We start from the raw sequence: 17,448 nt of genomic DNA on the forward strand, positions 1-17,448 counted from the left end.
ACCTCCTAAATATTTTTGAGCTTTCGAATAAGCTCTATTCTTGTTTGTAGAAGAATTCTTTTTTCATCATCACTTGCGTTCTTTATATATTGATCTATTTCCTCTATTCTTTTTTCAATATTTTTTCTTTTGATTTGTTTCTTTATGTTTTTAATAAATTCTTCAGTAATTTCCACATTCTCCATTTTTTTTAATACGTCTTTTACATATTCTTGCAAATCTTTAGACATGTTTTCAAAGGAAAAGTTTTTTAAATATTTTAAAATTTCTTGTAAACGTTTACTTAATATTTTTGGGTTTAAATCCAATTCTATATCTGGATAGTTTATTATGAGATAGATTATCATATCATCTAGTGTTGGGAGGTTTGAATTTTTTTGGATTATTCTTCTTGTAAAGATGTTGCTTCCGGATATTTCTTTTACTTTATCTTTGAATATTTCTAGTTTTTTTGGAAATTTCTCAAAAATAATCTCCCAATTCCTTATTTCACTGATAAATAGTGAAATTGCGTTTGGATTTTCAAGGTTGTAATTTTTACTTAGTGCAATGGGAATAAATTTTTCTGCTGGGATAGATTCTTTTATAAAATTATAAAGACCATCTTTTCCGCTCGATTTAAATATTTCATCGGGATCTTTTTTTGAAGATTTATTTGCCACCATTACGTTAAAGTCCATAGTAAGAAGGATTTTTATGCTTTGCAAAGTAGCCTTTATGCCAGCTTTATCCGTATCAAAAGAAAGTACTACATTTTGTGTAAGTTTTTTTAGTTTGTATGCGTGAAATTTTGTAAAGGCAGTGCCGAGTGTTGCAATAGAATTTTTAAGATCTGCTCTATGAAACGCAAGTGCATCGAAATATCCTTCACATACAATTGCAAAATCTGCATTTTTGATTTTTTCCTTTGCCCTATCTAACAAGAATAAGGTCTTTGATTTTTTGAATAAATCTGTATCAAATGAATTTAAATATTTAGGTTGACCTTCGCCCAATAATCGGCCGCCAAATGCAATTGTTTTACCGTATTCATCTTTAATAGGGATAATTAATCTTCCTTCGAATAGATCCTTTGAGGTGAATCCAAATTTTCTCAAAATTTTTATTCCCAATTGTTGTGATATCTTTAATGGTATGGAGGAATTTAAAGGAGAAAATCCAAATTCGTATTCTAGTATTTCCTCATTTGAAAACCCTCTATTTTTAAGATAATCTAGTGCAATGGTACTTATTTTCAATTGATTTTTATACTCTTGGTGTACAAGTGAATAGAACTTGTAGTATAATCGTTGAAAAGTAGAAATTTTAACGTCTATTTTTACATTTGCTTCTTTTGCTAGTTTTTGAAGAGCCTCGCTAAAGGATATATTTTCTATTTTTTCCAAGAAGCTAAACACATCCCCTGACGCACCGCAACCAAAGCAGTGGAACGTCCGAAAGGATGGGTTTACGTAAAATGATGGTGTAGTTTCGGTATGGAAAGGACAGAGCCCACGATAATTATTTCCTACTTTTTGTAGGCTAACATATCTTGAGATAAGTTCAACGATATCAATTTTTGATTTGATTTCCTCAATAATTTGCTTGGAGTACATAGACCACCTCTTTATTTAAAACAACAAACGTGGCAGCAAAAAGCTGCCACAAAGGAAAATGTGGGAATATTAACGTTTGGAGAATTGTGGAGCGCGTCTTGCTTTTCTAAGGCCGTATTTTTTCCTTTCTACCATTCTCGGGTCTCTGGTTAGCAGACCTTTTTCTTTTAATGTAGATCTTAAATCTGGATTGTATTGTAAGAGTGCTCTTGCGATTCCCAATCTAATTGCTCCTGCCTGACCTGACTTTCCTCCACCATTTACTCTAATTAACATATCAAAGGAACCTTCTAGACCAGTCACTTTTAAAGGTTCCATTGCATGAAGGGTCCAGACGGAGTTTTCAAGATAACCATTTAGATCTTCGTACTCTTTATCATTAACTATTACTTTTCCATTTCCCTCTTTTAAATATACCCTTGCAACTGATGTTTTTCTTCTACCGGTTCCCATGTAGTATTCAGCCATCTTCCTTTCCCCTCCTTATTAAAAACTCAATTCAACTGGTTTTTGAGCTTGATGTGGATGCTCTGAACCTGCGTAAATTTTAAGTCTTTTTAGTGCTCTTCTACCTAGAATTGTTTTTGGGAGCATTCTCTTAACTGCAAGTTGAATTAATTTTTCTGGGTTTCTTTGTAAAAGTTGCCTTGCGGTAAACTCCTTAATACCACCAGGATATCCTGTATGTCTGTAATATTTCTTTTGAGTCCATTTCTTACCTGTAAGTTTTATTTTATCGGCATTAACAACGACTACAAAATTTCCGCAATCTACATGAGGAGTCCAATTTGGTTTATTTTTTCCCATTAAAACTAGTGCAATTCTTGTTGCAAGTCTTCCAAGTGTTTGTCCTTCGGCATCTATTACATACCAATCTCTCTTGACTTCTTCTTTCTTTAAAAGTGTTGTTTTCTGTATAGGCAAAAGTCTTGCCATTGTTATTCCTCCCTCCTTATATTTTCGTCAGGTTCTAATATTCCTTTAACTTTTTTGTGTATTATTGCGTTTACGACCGAGTCTATGAAAAACTTTATTGCGTTAAATCCTATTATCCATGGTAATAATTTAAAAACATCAGATAAAGAAATTTTCCAATAATATGGTACAACTACTATGTTTAGAAGTGCCATACCACCCGTTGCAGCTGTTATACCAACTATATACCCTAGTATTTCTCTAACTCTCCCCTTATTTGCATATATCATGGCTGTTGGAACTATAAAAAGTGTGCCTGCAGCAAAGTTCATTGCAATTCCTACTATATCTCCTGATTTAAATATGAAAAATAATATATCCTTTATTGCAAGTACTATTAATCCTACTGTTGGGGAATATACGAAAGAAACTAATAATGCAAGTATATCACTTGGATCGTATTTTAGAAAATTTACAGCTGGAAATATGGGAAATTCTATATACATTACAACAAATGAAAGCGCAGCAAAAACCCCGATAATTGCCACTTTTTTGGCATTTTTCACCTTTAATCCCCCTTAATACACGCTAACGTATTTTCTGTTATTTCTTACTTCAAATTTTACTTTCCCATCTTTTAGGGCAAATAACGTGAAATCTCTTCCCATTCCTACGTTTTTACCTGGCCATATTTTTGTTCCTCTTTGTCTAACTATTATAGTACCTGCGGTTACCACTTGACCATCAGATTTTTTTACACCTAGATATTTTGGATTACTGTCACGACCGTTCCTTGCGGTACTACTCTTTGCAAAGAGTTGTATGTTAATCTTCATCATTGGTCACCTCCATTTTTATAAATTTAGGAAATTGCAAAGAAAGATCTAAAAGCGTTTCCGTTAGTTCTTTAACAAAAATTTGAGATATCTCGTCGTTTGGAATTTTTTCTACCATTAAGTATCCATCTTTAATAGTTGCCTTTGCACCTTGTTTTTCTAAAAAACGTGCCGTATGTTGAGAAACAGTACTTACCGCTGCGCAAATTATGTCTTTTCCTTTTTCTTCATACATAGCATGTCCTGTTATTAAAAAGTTTTCAAATACCCCGTTCTTCTTTGTAAAAATACACTTAATCATTTTACCTCTATATTTTCAACCTTTATAGCGGTATACCATTGTCTGTGACCTTTGATTCTTTTGTAATTTTTCCTTGGTCTGAATTTTCCAACTATAATCTTTCTTGCTCTACCATGTTCAACAATTGTCCCAGTTATTGAAACATTTTCAAGGTATGGTTTCCCGACTAGAACTTTTCCATCATCGGTTTTTACCATCAATACCTTGTCTAGCGTTATAGAGTCTCCTTCGTTTTTTCCTAGAACTCTTTCTGTGAAGAATATTTTTCCAGGTTCTACACGAAACTGTTTTCCACCACTTTCAACAATAGCGTACACAAACTTCACCTCCTCGATATTTTTGAAATAAACACACGCTGGAACATGTAGCCCTCTTGGCATTTACGACACGTTCCAGGCGTCTACAACCTCAAATATTTTACCACTTTTAACGAATTGAAATAAAAAAATTCTGTTAATGTTATTTTTCTAAAAGCTTAACGTTATTCTTTTTTCATTTTTTTAGCTGTATATCTTCTAGTTTAAACGTGAATTCTGGGATCCCGGAAGAATATGGTGCAATTTCATACTGGTTAAAATATACTACCAAACCTTTGTTTGTGAAATAAAATTGCTCAGAAGGTAATTCATCGAGTAGGGTTTGAAAATATCTTTTTTTGTCTAATTTAATTTGATTATTTATGTATTTTAACATTTTTTCAATAGAATCACGTGTTACTACATCGTGTAATTTTAATAATTTCCCTTTGGTTATATCAAAATTGTATGCTTTTCTTTTTGTATTTCCATGAGCACCACCTGTATATTCGTAGTAGTCTATTACCAAACTTATTATATTATCCTTTAAATATGTGACTTTATAATTTACAACTACATTACCAGGTCTGTATTGTATATCGTACTTTTTTGCATCGTGATACGAATAATTCAAAAAATCGTATAAATTCCTTATGTAGTTGTAAATATCATTATAAATCATATCGTTTATGTACTTTTCTACTGCAAAGTTTTCCACGTCGAAGAACATGGGGTATTTTACATTTAACCTCCAAATTTCGTTATCAAGTGTGGATGAAAATTCAACATATTGAATGGAAAATAAAAAGAGTGTTTGAAAAATTAATAATAATATAACAAGTTTTTTCATAAAAACCCTCCTTTGATTAGCTTTGCGAAATATATGGACATGTTAGATTTTCGTTGTTATAATTATTATATCAGAAAAAGGAAGGTGATAAAGATGGAGTTTGTAACGGCTATTTTTCATTTTTTTGCGGATTTTTTTAATGCTTTTGTCAAACCGCTTGCCCCATATTTTATTGAAAATTTAAATATAGACAATAGGACTTTTGCTAGTTTTATGGCACTTTTAGGGGGGCTTACTTCCTTATTTCAAGTATTTTTTGGAATGTATTTTGATGGTAAAAAGAGAGACGGTTTGTACATAAGCGTTATAGTGTTACTTGAAATCTTCTTTGTTTCATTTTTAGGATTTGTAAACTCTGTGTTTTTATTTTTCTTTCTTGTTGTTATAATAAGGGTTTTAAATTCTATTTTTCATCCAATTGGTGCTAGTTTTGCTGGAAAGAGTGAAAAGGGAAAACATATTGCCATTTTTTCGGTAGCAGGGACATTGGGTGCAGGGCTTGCGCCACTTTTTATAACAATTTTTCAGGGATATGTAGGGATAAAAAAATTGTATATTTTAACGTTTAGTGTTTCTATTTTCCTTTTAGTATTATCAAGAACCATATTACATTATGAAAAAAAGGCAGTTAGAAAGAATTTGTCTTTTAGGGGTGATATTCTAAAGTTATGGCCTATATTTTTGATAGTGGCTTCAAGAAGTTTTTCTATGGATATTTTTCATACGTATATACCTATTTATATGAATGAAGTTGGAAAATCTTTGATAATTGGTGGTTCAATACTAACATTTGGTATGATTCTTGGTGTATTTACCAATTTTTTTGGTACAATTGTGCTTGAGAAGACAAATGATATATTTACAAATACTGTGGGATTTTTGGGAATGGGATTTTTTGGTTTATTATTTGTACTTGTTCCGAATTTATATCTAAAGATTGTATTTTTCATTCTATTTGATGGTTTTAGCTTTTTTACCATGTCTTCTAACATAGTTTCTGCTCAAAAACTATTACCCAACAATAAGGCATTGGCTTCTTCAATTTCTATGGGGTTCTCATGGGCAATTGGTAGTTTTTTGTCTAGTGGTTACGCCGCAATTTTTGGTAATAATACCATGCTTATGTTTTTAAGTGCAAGTGTGTTACCTGTTTTAACAATCTTTGTTTATAATCTTTCATTGCGGAGGGAATAACTTGATAATAATAGGTATTGATCCGGGATATGGTATACTAGGGTATGGAGTTTTGGAAAAAAATAGGAATAAGATTTCTCATGTAGCTCATGGAGTTATTACAACAGAAAAAGATATTTCCATGTCAAAGAGACTCCAAATTATATACGAAGAATTTGTTAAATTACTTGAATCTTATTCTCCAGATGCGTGTGCAATCGAAAGTTTGTTTTTTTATAAAAATGTAAAGACTGCTATCCATGTAGGTGAAGCAAGAGGAGTAATATTACTTGCAACATCTCAAAGAAATTTGCCGTTATATGAGTTTACCCCGTATCAAGTAAAAAATAACATTACCGGTTATGGAAGATCTGATAAAAAACAAGTACAAAAAATGGTAAAAATGCTTTTGAGATTGGATAAAATTCCGAGACCTGATGATGCAGCTGATGCATTAGCTGTCGCTTGGTGTTTAGCAGTGGAATTAAGGTTGTAAGGAGGTATGTTATGAAGTACGTTTTTGATGAACTAAGTTATCCAATTACAAATATAGCTGAATATTTTAATATTGAGATAGATGGTGAAGTTACAAAAGTGATTTACGACCAAAGTAACCGCCTTTTGATTTTCTATATAAAGAAGGGAGTTGGGGATTTTCAGTTACTTAGGGAAAAGTTAAGGGTTTTTTTTGGAATCGATGTTGAATTTGAATATGAACTTCTTGAACTAAAAAAAGAGGAAATTTTAGAACTTTTGAATGGAACGGCACCTTACGTAAAAGATGTAGAGGTATTTGAAAATGAGATTTTGGTAAAAACTTTTAGTGAATTTGCCGTGAAAAAAATAGAGAAAAAGTTAAAGAACATAGAGAAAATTACGGGTAAACCTGTAAAGATTGAATTTGTTAAAGAAAAATTTGAACCACCAAGAGTTGTTGAAGAAAAAATAAAAACTTTTACCGATAAAGAGAGATATTATTTTCCATCCAATATACCTTTGAATGCTAAAAAAGTATTTTTAAGGGGAAAGGTGTTCAAGTTAGAAAAGTCAGATTATTTATCAACTATTTTAGTATATATCACCGATAAAAAGGAGTCTGTTTTGGGAAAGATTTTTGATGAAAAATTTGAGTCAACACTTAGTGTGGGAAATTGGTATTATTTTAAAGGTTCTATGAATGTCAGCAAAAAAGGAGAATATTATTTTGGGATTTCTGAGATCTATGAAGATCCAAACCCTATTGAACGACAAGATATTTCGGATATGAAAAGAGTAGAATTACATCTTCATTCAAAAATGAGTGATTTAGATGCTATTATAGATATTAAAGAATTGGTAAAAAAAGTAAAAAGATGGGGTTGGAATGCAGTTGCAATTACGGATCACGGTAATGTACAGTCCATTCCTTATTTGTTTGAGGAAGCGGAAAAAAATGGTATTAAACCTATATTTGGTACGGAAATGTACATATTAAATGAAACAGGGGATATAGTAAAAAATTTATCGGATGATTTTGATTTAAGTGAGGTTACATATACTGTATTTGACCTTGAAACAACGGGTACGAATGCTAGATTTGATGAAATTATTGAAATAGGTGCGGTAAAGTATAGAAATGGGGAGATTATCGATAAATTTTCTACTTTTGTAAAACCTACAAAAAAAGTCTCAGATTTTACTCAAAAGCTTACAGGTATTACAAATGAGATGTTAGAAGATGCAAAGGATATATATGAAGTTTTTCCAAAATTTTTGGAATTTATTGAAGGTACAGTTTTAGTAGCACATAATGCAGATTTTGATTATGGATTTATAAGAGAAGTTTATAGAAAGTTACACAAAAAAGACTTAGTTCTTCCCTATTTGGATACTTTGAAACTTTCCAAAGAAGTTTTAAGGGGGAAGGTAAAATCTTTTGGACTTGGAAGGCTTGTGGAATACTTTAAATTAGGCCCATTTAAACATCATAGGGCTTTTGACGATGCCAGTGTAACTGTAAAGTTGTTTGAAAAATTATTAGAACTTGTTATAAGACGCGGTATAAGGACTTTAAAACAAGTAAATAACTTAAAGAGTAGCTCTTATTCTAGTATTAGAACAAAGAGACAATTTAATCATCTGACTATACTTGTGAAGAATAAAGTGGGGTTAAAAAATCTATATAAACTTGTATCTGACGCGCATGTAAAATACTTTAAATATGTACCATTTATTCCAAAGAAAGAGTTGATAAGATACAAAGAAGGGCTTTTATTTGGTACTGGATGTGAAAATGGTGAGATTTTTCAAGCATTAACGGGTTCTTCAACAGATGAAGAAATTTTAGAAATGCTAAAAGAGTATGATTTTGTGGAGATTTTTCCGATAGATACCGTAGTAAATGTTGAAAAAGATGTTGCAAAACAGGTGTTTAGAAGGCTATACAATTTAGCCAAGAGATTGGATTTACCCGTGGTTATGGTTAGTAATGCACATTTTTTAGAACCAGAAGATATCAAAGCAAGACATGTACTACTTGCACCAGTGGAAAAAAGTAATCCAAATGATGATGATTTAAAAGATAAAAATGCAATGTTGTACCTTAGAACTACTCAAGAAATGCTAAAAGAGGCAATGAAAATTTTTGAAGATGAGGATATAGCAAGAGAAGTTGTAGTTGAAAACACCAATAAAATTGCAGATATGATTGAATATGTAAAACCAGTGAAAAGAAAATTGCATCCTCCAATTATTGAAGGTGCTGATGAAAATGTAAGGAATTTATCTATTACCCGTGCAAAGGAACTTTACGGTGATCCGCTTCCAGAGATTATTGAAAAACGTTTGGAAAAAGAATTAAAAAGTATAATCGACAACGGCTACGCGGTGTTGTATGAAATTGCACACCTTATAGTTAAAAAGGCAAACGAAGACGGTTATGTGGTTGGCTCGCGTGGTTCAGTTGGTTCTTCGTTTGTCGCATACCTTATGGGAATTACAGAAGTTAATCCTCTACCGCCTCATTATCTTTGTCCTGAATGTAAATATTTGGAATTTTCAAAAGAAGTAGGTTCTGGATATGATTTGCCTAGTAAAAAGTGTCCAAAATGTGGAGTAGAGCTTGTGAAAACGGGGCAGGATATACCTTTTGAAACTTTCATGGGATTCAAGGGGGATAAAGTACCTGATATAGACTTAAATTTTTCTGGAGAATATCAAGATAGAGCTCATAACTATATTGTTGAACTTTTTGGAAAGGACAACGTTTTAAGGGCGGGAACTATTAGTACAATAGCGGAACGAAGTGCTATTGGTTATGTGAAAAGTTATATGGAGGTAAAAGGTGAAAGTTTACAAACTGCAGAGCAAATTAGATTAGCTGAAATGGTTGCCGGTGTTAAGAGGACAACCGGTCAGCATCCAGGTGGATTGATGATAGTTCCAAAAGATATGACTGTGTATGATTTTACACCTATACAGTATCCCGCAAATAAGAAAGATTCAGGGATGTGTACAACGCACTTTGCATATGAATCCATACACGATGATTTGGTGAAATTGGATGCATTGGGCCACGATGATCCCACAATGTTAAAGCTTTTGCAAGAATATACAGGTATTGACCCTACAAAAGTCCCAATGGATGATAAAGAAACATTGCAAATATTTTCTTCTTTAAAGTCTTTGAAGATCAAGGCGAATGATTTAGGTACTGATGTTGGAACGATAGGTATTCCAGAATTTGGAACAGATTTTGTGCAAAAGATGTTGAAAGAAACTAGACCAAAAACATTTGCAGAACTTGTAAGGATTTCTGGACTTTCACATGGCACAGATGTATGGCTTAATAATGCACAAGATATAATAAGTTCTGGAAAAGCAACTCTTTCAGAAGTGATATCATGTCGCGATGATATAATGATATATCTCATAGATGCAGGGGTTGATGAGTCTAGAGCATTTAAGATAATGGAAAACGTGAGAAAAGGAAAGGGTATTTCAGAAGAAGATGAACAAATAATGAGAGAAAAGAATATCCCAGAATGGTTTATACAATCTTGTAAAAAAATAAAGTATCTTTTTCCTAAAGCCCATGCTGTTGCTTATGTAAGTATGGCCTTTAGAATAGCGTATTTTAAGGTGCACTATCCACTTGCATATTATGCTGCGTTTTTTTCTATAAAAGGTGATGAATTTTCTGTGAAAACTATTCTAAAAGGTAAAAAGGCAATAAAAAAACGACTCGTAGAATTAGGTGCACAGATAAAAAAAGATGTAAAAGAGAAAAATGAAGAAAAAGTACTAGAAGCAGCTCTTGAGATGTATTTAAGGGGATTTGAATTTTTGCCTCCTGATATATTTAAGAGTGATTATAGAAGATTTATTATTGAAGATAATAAATTAAGGATACCTCTAAACAAAATTCCAGGCGTTGGAGATAGCGTTGCTCTATCCATTTTACAAGCAAGAAAAGGAAAGGCCTTTACTTCAATTGAAGATTTAAAAAGAAGAACTAAATTAAGTAAAGCACATATTGATACTATGAAAAAATTAGGTGTTTTGAAAGATTTACCTGAGACTGATCAATCTTCTTTGTTTGATTTTTAGGTTTTTATCAGATTAAAATAAAAAAATTTTTGGTAAAATTTTGTTTTTTTGTAATTTTATGTTAAAATATACTTGTGTTGTTACAGTTCTATTAATATTTGTTCAAGGAGGAGTGGTATAGCTATGGAAACACTTAAGGTTAGTTCGAAATCAAATCCTAACAAGGTGGCAGGTGCTATTGTAGGTTCGCTTAATAAGAATGAAAAACTTGAGATTCAAGCAATTGGTGCTGGGGCTGTTAACCAGGCGTCGAAGGCTTTAGCAGTGGCAAGAAGATTTTTAGCGGAAGAGGGAAAGGATCTATATGCAGTACCTGGGTTTATAGAAGTTGAAATTGATGGTGAAACAAGAACGGGGATTTCCTTTAGAGTATATCTTACTAAAAAGAAGGCGGAATAAATCTTGAATGGGTGAATTGGAGTATATAGCTCGAAATTGTAGAGATGATAAAAGGTTGTTGAATATAGTAGAAGATATAGCAAAGATGACGCAGGAAGAGAAAGATGAGTTCGCAAATAAGATGCGCAGTTACTTTATGAATAAAAATACGGAAGAAGATAGAAGTGCGTATAGGTTTTTTAAGGTAGTTTTAGAAAATGATAATGCAAGGAAAATTTTGGAGATGTTGGGGGATATTTGACCCCAATTTCTTTATTATGGGAGGAATGATATGAAAGTAGGAGGACAGGCGATAATAGAGGGTGTCCTAATGATGGGTAAAAAAATAGTTATAGCCGTTAGGAATGAATCTGGGAAAATAGTTAAGGAGGAGATTGGAAAGATAAAAAACAAAAAGATACTAAAAGTTCCATTTTTGAGGGGGTTATTTAGTCTTTTTTACTCAATGTACTTTGGATTGAAGGGTTTAGATAGGTCAGCGGAAATAGCAACAGGTGAGGAAATGAAAAAGTCTGAGACATTTTTTTCTATTTTTCTTGCAATTGTTTTGGGAATAGGATTTTTTGTTATGCTCCCCGTCTATTTAACAGGATTGATAGGAATAAACAATGATGAATTTTTATTTTCAGTGATAGATGGGTTTATAAGGTTGGGATTTTTCCTTTTGTATGTGTGGATAATTTCGTTTATGAAAGATGTAAAAAGGGTTTTTCAATACCATGGAGCAGAACATAAAACTATACATGCGTATGAAAATAATGAAGAATTAACAGTTGAAAATGTAAAAAAATATTCTACTATTCATCCAAGATGTGGCACGAATTTTGTAATGATTTTTTTTATTGTTGCCATAATATTATTTAGTTTGTTTGGAATATACAGACCTTTGACATGGCTTGAAAGGATAGTTGTTAGAATTGTTTTTATTCCGATAATTGCTTCGGTTTCATATGAGCTTTTAAAGTTATTTGATAAGGTAAAGTTTTTGAGATTTTTGGCTTTTCCTGGGCTTCTTTTGCAAAAACTCACTACAGCAGAACCTGATGGATCACAAATTGAGGTTGCAATTGAGTCTTTAAAATTTGCACTTGAGGGTGAAGATGAAGAAGAAGTGGAGTATATTGGTTAAAAAATGGGGCAAATATTTGCCCCATTTCTATATAATTACATTTTTATACAAGTCGGAAATCTCTTCACCTTTTCTTATGATCAAGTCTTTTCCGTCTTTTTTTATCAATATTTCCACAGGTCTGGTTGTCCCATTATAGTTATTTGCCATTGAATATCCATATGCCCCTACGTTCTTAACAATTAAAATATCACCGGGGTTTGGCTTTTTTATTTTCCTGTTTTTAGCAAGAAAATCTCCAGATTCGCATAATGGACCAACCACATCTGCAGTTATGTTATCTTCTTGGTTGTTTAATACCTCTATTTCATGGTATGCGTTATATAATGCAGGTCTAATTAAATGATTCATACCACTTTCCGTTACTACAAAATTCTTGTTTTCTGTTTCTTTTACTAGTATAACTTTGATTGCCAAAATACCTGCTGGAGCGATTATAAACCTTCCAATTTCGTTTATTACCATTTCAAAATTTGTCAAAATAGGTATGATTTCTTTTTTGTATTTTTCAAGGTTTAGTTCATTTTCTTCTTTCTTGTATTTAATTCCCCAACCTCCACCTATATTAATTTTATTTATGTTATATTTTTGTGCAAGTTCTAATGTTTTTTCGATAGCTTCTTTAAATGGTTCAATTGTTGTGATTTGAGAACCAATGTGTATGTGTAAGCCTTGTATTTTTCCGGTTTTAAGTATTTTTTCTGCTAAGTCAAAAGAAACACCAAATTTGTGGTTTTTAAGTCCTGTTGAAATATATGGGTGTGTTTTTGCATCGATATCTGGATTTACACGTAAAAATAAAGTAAACTCGTCATCATTTTTCCAGAGATTTTCAAATTCTTCAACACTATCGATATTTACATATTTTACACCATATTCTTTCATTTTTTCTTTTTGTTTTGTTGTTTTTCCATTTCCATTCCAGACAATTTTATCTCCAGGAATACCTGCAAGTTTACAAGCGTAAAGTTCTCCTTCTCCTAAAATATCCATTCCAAATCCGTTTTTGTGTATTATTCTTAGTAAATTTGGATTGTTATTTGCCTTAACGGCAAATGTCGGGAAGAAATTTACGTTTTTAAATACTTCTTTTACTTTTTTTATCCTTTTTTCTATTACTTCTTCATAGTATATGTAAAGTGGAGTGCCATATTTTTCTATTAATTTTTTCACTATATCAACTCCTTAAGAAATTCAAAAATAACATTTGAATAGTAAGGAATAACATCATCTTTAGGAAGAAATTGTGGATGGTGAAGCCCATATTTTTCACCTGTTCTTGTACCTACCCAGAACATAAGCGATGGAAATTCTTGTGAAAAATATCCAAAATCCTCTCCAGTGAATTTCATACCGCAATCTACAAAGTTTATTTCTTTTTCTACCAAGAAGTCTTTAAATTTTTCGTACAATTCTTTATTTACTACAACAGGAGGATATTGACTGCCTTTTTCTATATAAAAACTTCCATTTGTTTTCTCTGTTACTTCTTGTGCTAATTGTGCTAATGTGTTAATTATTTTTTCGGTGTTTTGAACGGATATACTTCTTATGCTTCCCATCAAGGTTGCTTCAGGAGAAACGATATTTCTTGCATTTCCACCAACTATTTTTCCAAAACCAACTAATGAATTTTCAAATTTTGTAGAGTAAAATTTACTTAGAAAAAATGTAGCCATTTTTATCGAGTCTATTCCTTTATCGTAGAAGGCTATGTGAGAAGGTTTCCCTTGAAAAACGATATCTATTTCTGTTGCAGCTGCGAAAAGTATCCCATTTGTTGTGGCAATAGTTTTAAAATCGTATTCGTCTGTTACGTGCAATGCAATAGCGTATTTTACTGGAAGTTGTTCTATTTCATCTAAAACATATCTTGCACCTGCGCCCGTTTCTTCTCCGGGTTGAAAAATAAAGGCAAAGTTTTGTTTTAGATTGTATTTTAAAATTTTCTTAATTAAATCAAATGCGATTGCCATGTGTATATCATGACCACAAGCGTGCATGTTGGAATTTTTTGATGAAAATTCCCAATTTGTTTTTTCATATATGGGAAGTCCATCTATATCCGCACGGTAGATTATAAACGGTTTATCTTTTTCAACCTCATATAGTGCAATCACACCTGTACCAGCAATTTTATAAATTTTTAATCTATTGTCATTTAACGATTTTAATGCATCTAGTAATATTTTTTGCGTTTCAAATTCTCTAAAAGAGACTTCTGGATTTTGGTGTAAAAGATGCCTCAATTCGATTGCATCCATTATTTTCACCTCCTTATTTTGTTTTAATAATAGCATATGTATGTTATAATTACTATTGAATTTCGTTTCATATAAGTTAAATTTGGAGGTGTTTTAATGAAAGAAGTAAAAGAACTTTTGATAGAAGCTAAAGATGAGATATCTTCTGCTAACGATATGGCTTCTTTAAACAATATAAGAATCAAATATTTGGGAAAAAAAGGTCTTGTTACTTTGGAAATGAAAAAATTAAAAAAACTTCCACAGGAAGAAAAACCAAAATTTGGTGCGGTTATCAATAAAGTAAGAAATGAAATAGAGAAATTATTAAATGAAAAGATGGAGGAGATAAGGAAAAATGAAAAGATTAAAAAGTTTGAAAAAATTAGAGTGGATGTAACATTACCAGGTGCAAAAAGGGATAAAGGTCATTTGCATATATTAACGAAGGTTCAAAGGGAACTTGAAGATATATTTATTTCCATGGGATTTGAAGTGGTTGAAGGTCCTGAGGTAGAAGATACATGGCATAATTTTGATGCTTTAAATACTCCAGAATGGCATCCTGCAAGGGATGCTCAAGATTCATTTTATTTTGACGAAAAAACGTTACTTAGAACTCATACATCACCTATACAAATAAGGACTATGCTTGAAAAAAAACCACCGCTTGCTATAATTTCACCGGGAAGGGTTTTTAGAAGGGATTATGATTCAACTCACCTTCCAATGTTTACCCAGATGGAGGGGCTTTATGTGGATAAAAATGTTACCGTTAGACATTTAAAATACACTTTAGAGGAAATGGCAAGAAGAGTTTTTGGAGAGTCTGCCAAAGTTAGGTTGAAACCTAGCTTCTTCCCATTTACAGAACCAAGTTATGAAGTAGACGTGTGGTTTCAAGGTAATTGGCTCGAAATATTAGGTGCAGGAATGGTGGATCCAAATGTATTTAGGAATGTGGGGTATGATCCAGAAACTTGGTCTGGATTTGCCTTTGGACTTGGACTTGAGAGGATTGCAATGGTAAAATACGGTATTAAAGATATAAGAGATTTTATAAGAAATGATGTGAGATTTCTGGAGAATTACTGATATGATGGGCTTTTTAAACGTGTACAAACCAAAAGGTGTTACTTCGCATGACGTTATAGATGAAATAAGAAAAAAATTAGGTACAAGAAGAGTAGGACATGCAGGAACATTAGATCCCTTTGCAGAGGGAGTTTTGGTGGTTGGAATAGGAAGTGCAACAAGACTCTTAGAATATTTGCAAGTAGAGAGAAAAAAGTATTTTGTAAAGATACTTCTTGGGATTACAACGGAAACTTTTGATATAACAGGTGAAGTTGTCGAAGAAAGGGTATGTGATAAAGCAGAAGAAGAGATAATAGAGACAATAAAATCATTTAAGGGAAGGTACAAGCAAGTTCCCCCTGCATATTCTGCAAAAAAGTATAAAGGTGAAAGGCTTTACAAACTTGCACGAAAAGGAAAAATAATTTCTCTTCCACCTGTTGAAGTAGAAATATATTCGATAGAAAACATCAAAATAAATATACCACATGTAACACTTGAAGTGGAAGTTTCAAAAGGAACGTATATAAGAAGTTTGTGTATGGATATAGGTTATAAACTTGGATGTGGTGCAACGGCGGAGGAATTAGTGAGAATAAGCGTTGGAGATTTTGAATTGAAAAATTCTATAAATCCATTTGAAACAGGAAAAGACAAACTACTAAAAAATATGTTAAATGTTGAAAAGGTTTTAAATTTGCCAAAGGTTGAAGTTTACAAGGATTCTGTGGAAAAAATCTTCAACGGAATTCAACCGACAATGGATTTTCTAAAAACAATATTTGATGATTTTCCAAAAGAGCAAGATGTTATGTTATTGTGTGAAGGAAAATTAATTGCTGTTGCAAGGGCAGAAAGAAGTTCAAAATTTATTGAAAAGAATTATCCAAATGGAAACATATTTAAATTGAAGAAAGTTTTTAGGGAAATATGAAAGGAGGTGTGTCTGTTACCAAGGTAAATTTGGTAACAGGAAAATCTTGAAGATAGGAATTATAGGGCTTCCACAATCTGGTAAAACTACAATTTTTTCTTTGTTAACTGGTATTGATGTTGATCCTTATTCGCCTGTTCATCAGAAAGGTGTGGCAAAGGTTTATGATAAAAGGGTTGAACTACTTTCAAATATGTATAATCCCAAAAAAACCACATACGCTACTTTAGAATTTTATGATACACCTTCACTTGATCCTTCTGATAAAAAGAGTAGGACACAAGTCTTTAATATGGTTCAAAGTGCAGATGCGTTACTTTTAGTTTTAAGGGCTTTTGAAAATGAAAATGTGCTTTTTCCAGAGGAAAATGCCTATAAGCAGTTGAGAGTAGCCCTAGACGAATTTATCTTTAGAGACCTTGAAATAGTTGTGAATAGAATTGAAAAACTTGAGAACTCAAAAAGAAAATTAGACAACAGAGAAGAAATAGAACTAAAACTTTTAAAGGAATTGAGGGAAGTTTTAGAAAATGAAGAATTTTTATCTAAGCATGAATTAACTGAAGAACAAAAGAAGATGATTTCAAGTTATTCTTTAGTTACGTTGAGACCAATAATTATTGCTGTAAATTTAGATGAGGATCAATTTACAAAAGGAAAGTATCCTGAAAAAGAAAGAGTTTTAGATTTAGTGAAAGATTATAATTTTGCGTATATAGAATTATGTGGATTGATGGAAAAAGAGATACAGGAGCTTAACGAGGAAGAACGTCAGGAATTTTTGAAAGATTTGGGAATAGAAGAAAGTGGTATAGAAAGACTTTCTAGGGTTGTATATGAGCAACTTGGTCTTATTTCATTTTTCACGGTAGGTCCAGATGAAGTTAGAGCTTGGACTTTAAAAAAAGGAAGTAGCGCCGTTGAAGCGGCAGGAGTTATCCATACGGATCTTGCTAGAGGATTTATTAAAGCAGAAGTTATAAAATATGAAGATTTAATAAATTATGGTAGTGAAAAAGAAGTAAAAGAAAAGGGATTAATGAAATTAGTTGGTAAAGATTACATAGTTGAGGACGGAGATATTCTTACCATAAGATTTAATGTTTAGGGGGG

19 protein-coding genes are annotated in these 17,448 nt (G+C 32.1%); 9 read left to right on the forward strand and 10 right to left on the reverse strand.

What is annotated here, in order from left to right:
* Nucleotides 1-5 precede the first annotated feature (5 nt).
* The 8 genes from dnaG to XJ44_RS05915 form a co-directional block, all read right to left on the reverse strand.
* A complete protein-coding gene (gene dnaG, locus XJ44_RS05880) occupies nt 6-1,595 on the reverse strand; it encodes a DNA primase (protein ID WP_077198376.1) in 1,590 nt (529 codons plus the stop codon).
* A 69-nt stretch (nt 1,596-1,664) separates the two neighbouring features.
* The gene (gene rpsI, locus XJ44_RS05885) at nt 1,665-2,063 is read right to left on the reverse strand and encodes a 30S ribosomal protein S9 (protein ID WP_077198377.1); all 399 of its coding nucleotides are present in this window, start codon (nt 2,061-2,063) and stop codon (nt 1,665-1,667) included.
* Between the two features lie 18 nt (nt 2,064-2,081).
* The gene (gene rplM, locus XJ44_RS05890; protein WP_077198378.1) at nt 2,082-2,531 is read right to left on the reverse strand and encodes a 50S ribosomal protein L13; all 450 of its coding nucleotides are present in this window, start codon (nt 2,529-2,531) and stop codon (nt 2,082-2,084) included.
* Nucleotides 2,532-2,533: 2 nt separating this feature from the next.
* Nucleotides 2,534-3,076 carry an ECF transporter S component gene (locus XJ44_RS05895; RefSeq protein ID WP_077198379.1) on the reverse strand — a complete coding sequence of 181 codons (543 nt, stop codon included), beginning with the start codon at nt 3,074-3,076 and terminating at the stop codon, nt 2,534-2,536.
* A 12-nt stretch (nt 3,077-3,088) separates the two neighbouring features.
* Nucleotides 3,089-3,346 carry a 50S ribosomal protein L27 gene (gene rpmA / locus XJ44_RS05900; RefSeq protein ID WP_075666726.1) on the reverse strand — a complete coding sequence of 86 codons (258 nt, stop codon included), beginning with the start codon at nt 3,344-3,346 and terminating at the stop codon, nt 3,089-3,091.
* Nucleotides 3,336-3,647 carry a ribosomal-processing cysteine protease Prp gene (locus tag XJ44_RS05905; RefSeq protein ID WP_077198380.1) on the reverse strand — a complete coding sequence of 104 codons (312 nt, stop codon included), beginning with the start codon at nt 3,645-3,647 and terminating at the stop codon, nt 3,336-3,338. The genes rpmA and XJ44_RS05905 overlap by 11 nt, the downstream gene beginning before the upstream one ends.
* On the reverse strand, nt 3,644-3,964 hold the full coding sequence (gene rplU, locus XJ44_RS05910; protein WP_075666069.1) for a 50S ribosomal protein L21: 321 nt from the start codon (nt 3,962-3,964) through the stop codon (nt 3,644-3,646). Before rplU ends, XJ44_RS05905 begins: the two co-directional genes overlap by 4 nt.
* A 175-nt stretch (nt 3,965-4,139) precedes the next feature.
* The gene (locus tag XJ44_RS05915; RefSeq protein WP_077198381.1) at nt 4,140-4,793 is read right to left on the reverse strand and encodes a DUF3298 and DUF4163 domain-containing protein; all 654 of its coding nucleotides are present in this window, start codon (nt 4,791-4,793) and stop codon (nt 4,140-4,142) included.
* 93 nt (nt 4,794-4,886) lie between these two features.
* Between XJ44_RS05915 and XJ44_RS05920 the strand changes: the two genes are divergently transcribed.
* The 6 genes from XJ44_RS05920 to XJ44_RS05945 all read left to right on the forward strand — a co-directional run bounded on the left by XJ44_RS05920 (nt 4,887) and on the right by XJ44_RS05945 (nt 12,081).
* Entirely contained in the window at nt 4,887-5,987 is a 1,101-nt protein-coding gene (locus XJ44_RS05920; RefSeq protein ID WP_075666071.1) for an MFS transporter, read from the forward strand.
* A 1-nt stretch (nt 5,988) separates the two neighbouring features.
* Nucleotides 5,989-6,462 (forward strand): crossover junction endodeoxyribonuclease RuvC, encoded by a 474-nt coding sequence (gene ruvC / locus XJ44_RS05925; protein WP_077198382.1) that lies wholly within the window; start codon nt 5,989-5,991, stop codon nt 6,460-6,462.
* Nucleotides 6,463-6,473: 11 nt separating this feature from the next.
* Nucleotides 6,474-10,553 (forward strand): PolC-type DNA polymerase III, encoded by a 4,080-nt coding sequence (locus XJ44_RS05930; protein WP_077198383.1) that lies wholly within the window; start codon nt 6,474-6,476, stop codon nt 10,551-10,553.
* Between the two features lie 123 nt (nt 10,554-10,676).
* On the forward strand, nt 10,677-10,952 hold the full coding sequence (locus XJ44_RS05935) for a stage V sporulation protein S (RefSeq protein ID WP_075666074.1): 276 nt from the start codon (nt 10,677-10,679) through the stop codon (nt 10,950-10,952).
* Between the two features lie 7 nt (nt 10,953-10,959).
* The gene (locus XJ44_RS05940; RefSeq protein ID WP_075666075.1) at nt 10,960-11,193 is read left to right on the forward strand and encodes a hypothetical protein; all 234 of its coding nucleotides are present in this window, start codon (nt 10,960-10,962) and stop codon (nt 11,191-11,193) included.
* Nucleotides 11,194-11,223: 30 nt separating this feature from the next.
* The gene (locus XJ44_RS05945) at nt 11,224-12,081 is read left to right on the forward strand and encodes a DUF1385 domain-containing protein (RefSeq protein WP_077198384.1); all 858 of its coding nucleotides are present in this window, start codon (nt 11,224-11,226) and stop codon (nt 12,079-12,081) included.
* Between the two features lie 27 nt (nt 12,082-12,108).
* Here the strand turns inward: XJ44_RS05945 and lysA are convergent, their stop codons facing one another.
* Nucleotides 12,109-13,254, reverse strand: a complete 1,146-nt coding sequence (lysA, locus tag XJ44_RS05950; protein WP_083638868.1) for a diaminopimelate decarboxylase — start codon at nt 13,252-13,254, stop codon at nt 12,109-12,111.
* Nucleotides 13,254-14,345, reverse strand: coding sequence for a M20 family metallopeptidase (locus XJ44_RS05955; protein ID WP_075666078.1), 1,092 nt, complete (start codon nt 14,343-14,345; stop codon nt 13,254-13,256). Before XJ44_RS05955 ends, lysA begins: the two co-directional genes overlap by 1 nt.
* A 96-nt stretch (nt 14,346-14,441) precedes the next feature.
* On the opposite strand from XJ44_RS05955, the gene pheS reads away from it, so the two are divergent.
* The 3 genes from pheS to ychF are packed head-to-tail and all read left to right on the forward strand — an operon-like array spanning nt 14,442 to nt 17,443.
* The gene (pheS, locus tag XJ44_RS05960) at nt 14,442-15,419 is read left to right on the forward strand and encodes a phenylalanine--tRNA ligase subunit alpha (protein WP_077198385.1); all 978 of its coding nucleotides are present in this window, start codon (nt 14,442-14,444) and stop codon (nt 15,417-15,419) included.
* A gap of 1 nt (nt 15,420) precedes the next feature.
* Nucleotides 15,421-16,335, forward strand: coding sequence for a tRNA pseudouridine(55) synthase TruB (truB, locus tag XJ44_RS05965; protein WP_077198386.1), 915 nt, complete (start codon nt 15,421-15,423; stop codon nt 16,333-16,335).
* Between the two features lie 46 nt (nt 16,336-16,381).
* Entirely contained in the window at nt 16,382-17,443 is a 1,062-nt protein-coding gene (gene ychF, locus XJ44_RS05970) for a redox-regulated ATPase YchF (protein ID WP_075666081.1), read from the forward strand.
* The last annotated feature ends 5 nt before the right edge of the window (nt 17,444-17,448 follow it).

It is taken from the genome of Thermosipho affectus, assembly GCF_001990485.1.
GTDB classification, from domain to species: domain Bacteria; phylum Thermotogota; class Thermotogae; order Thermotogales; family Fervidobacteriaceae; genus Thermosipho; species Thermosipho affectus.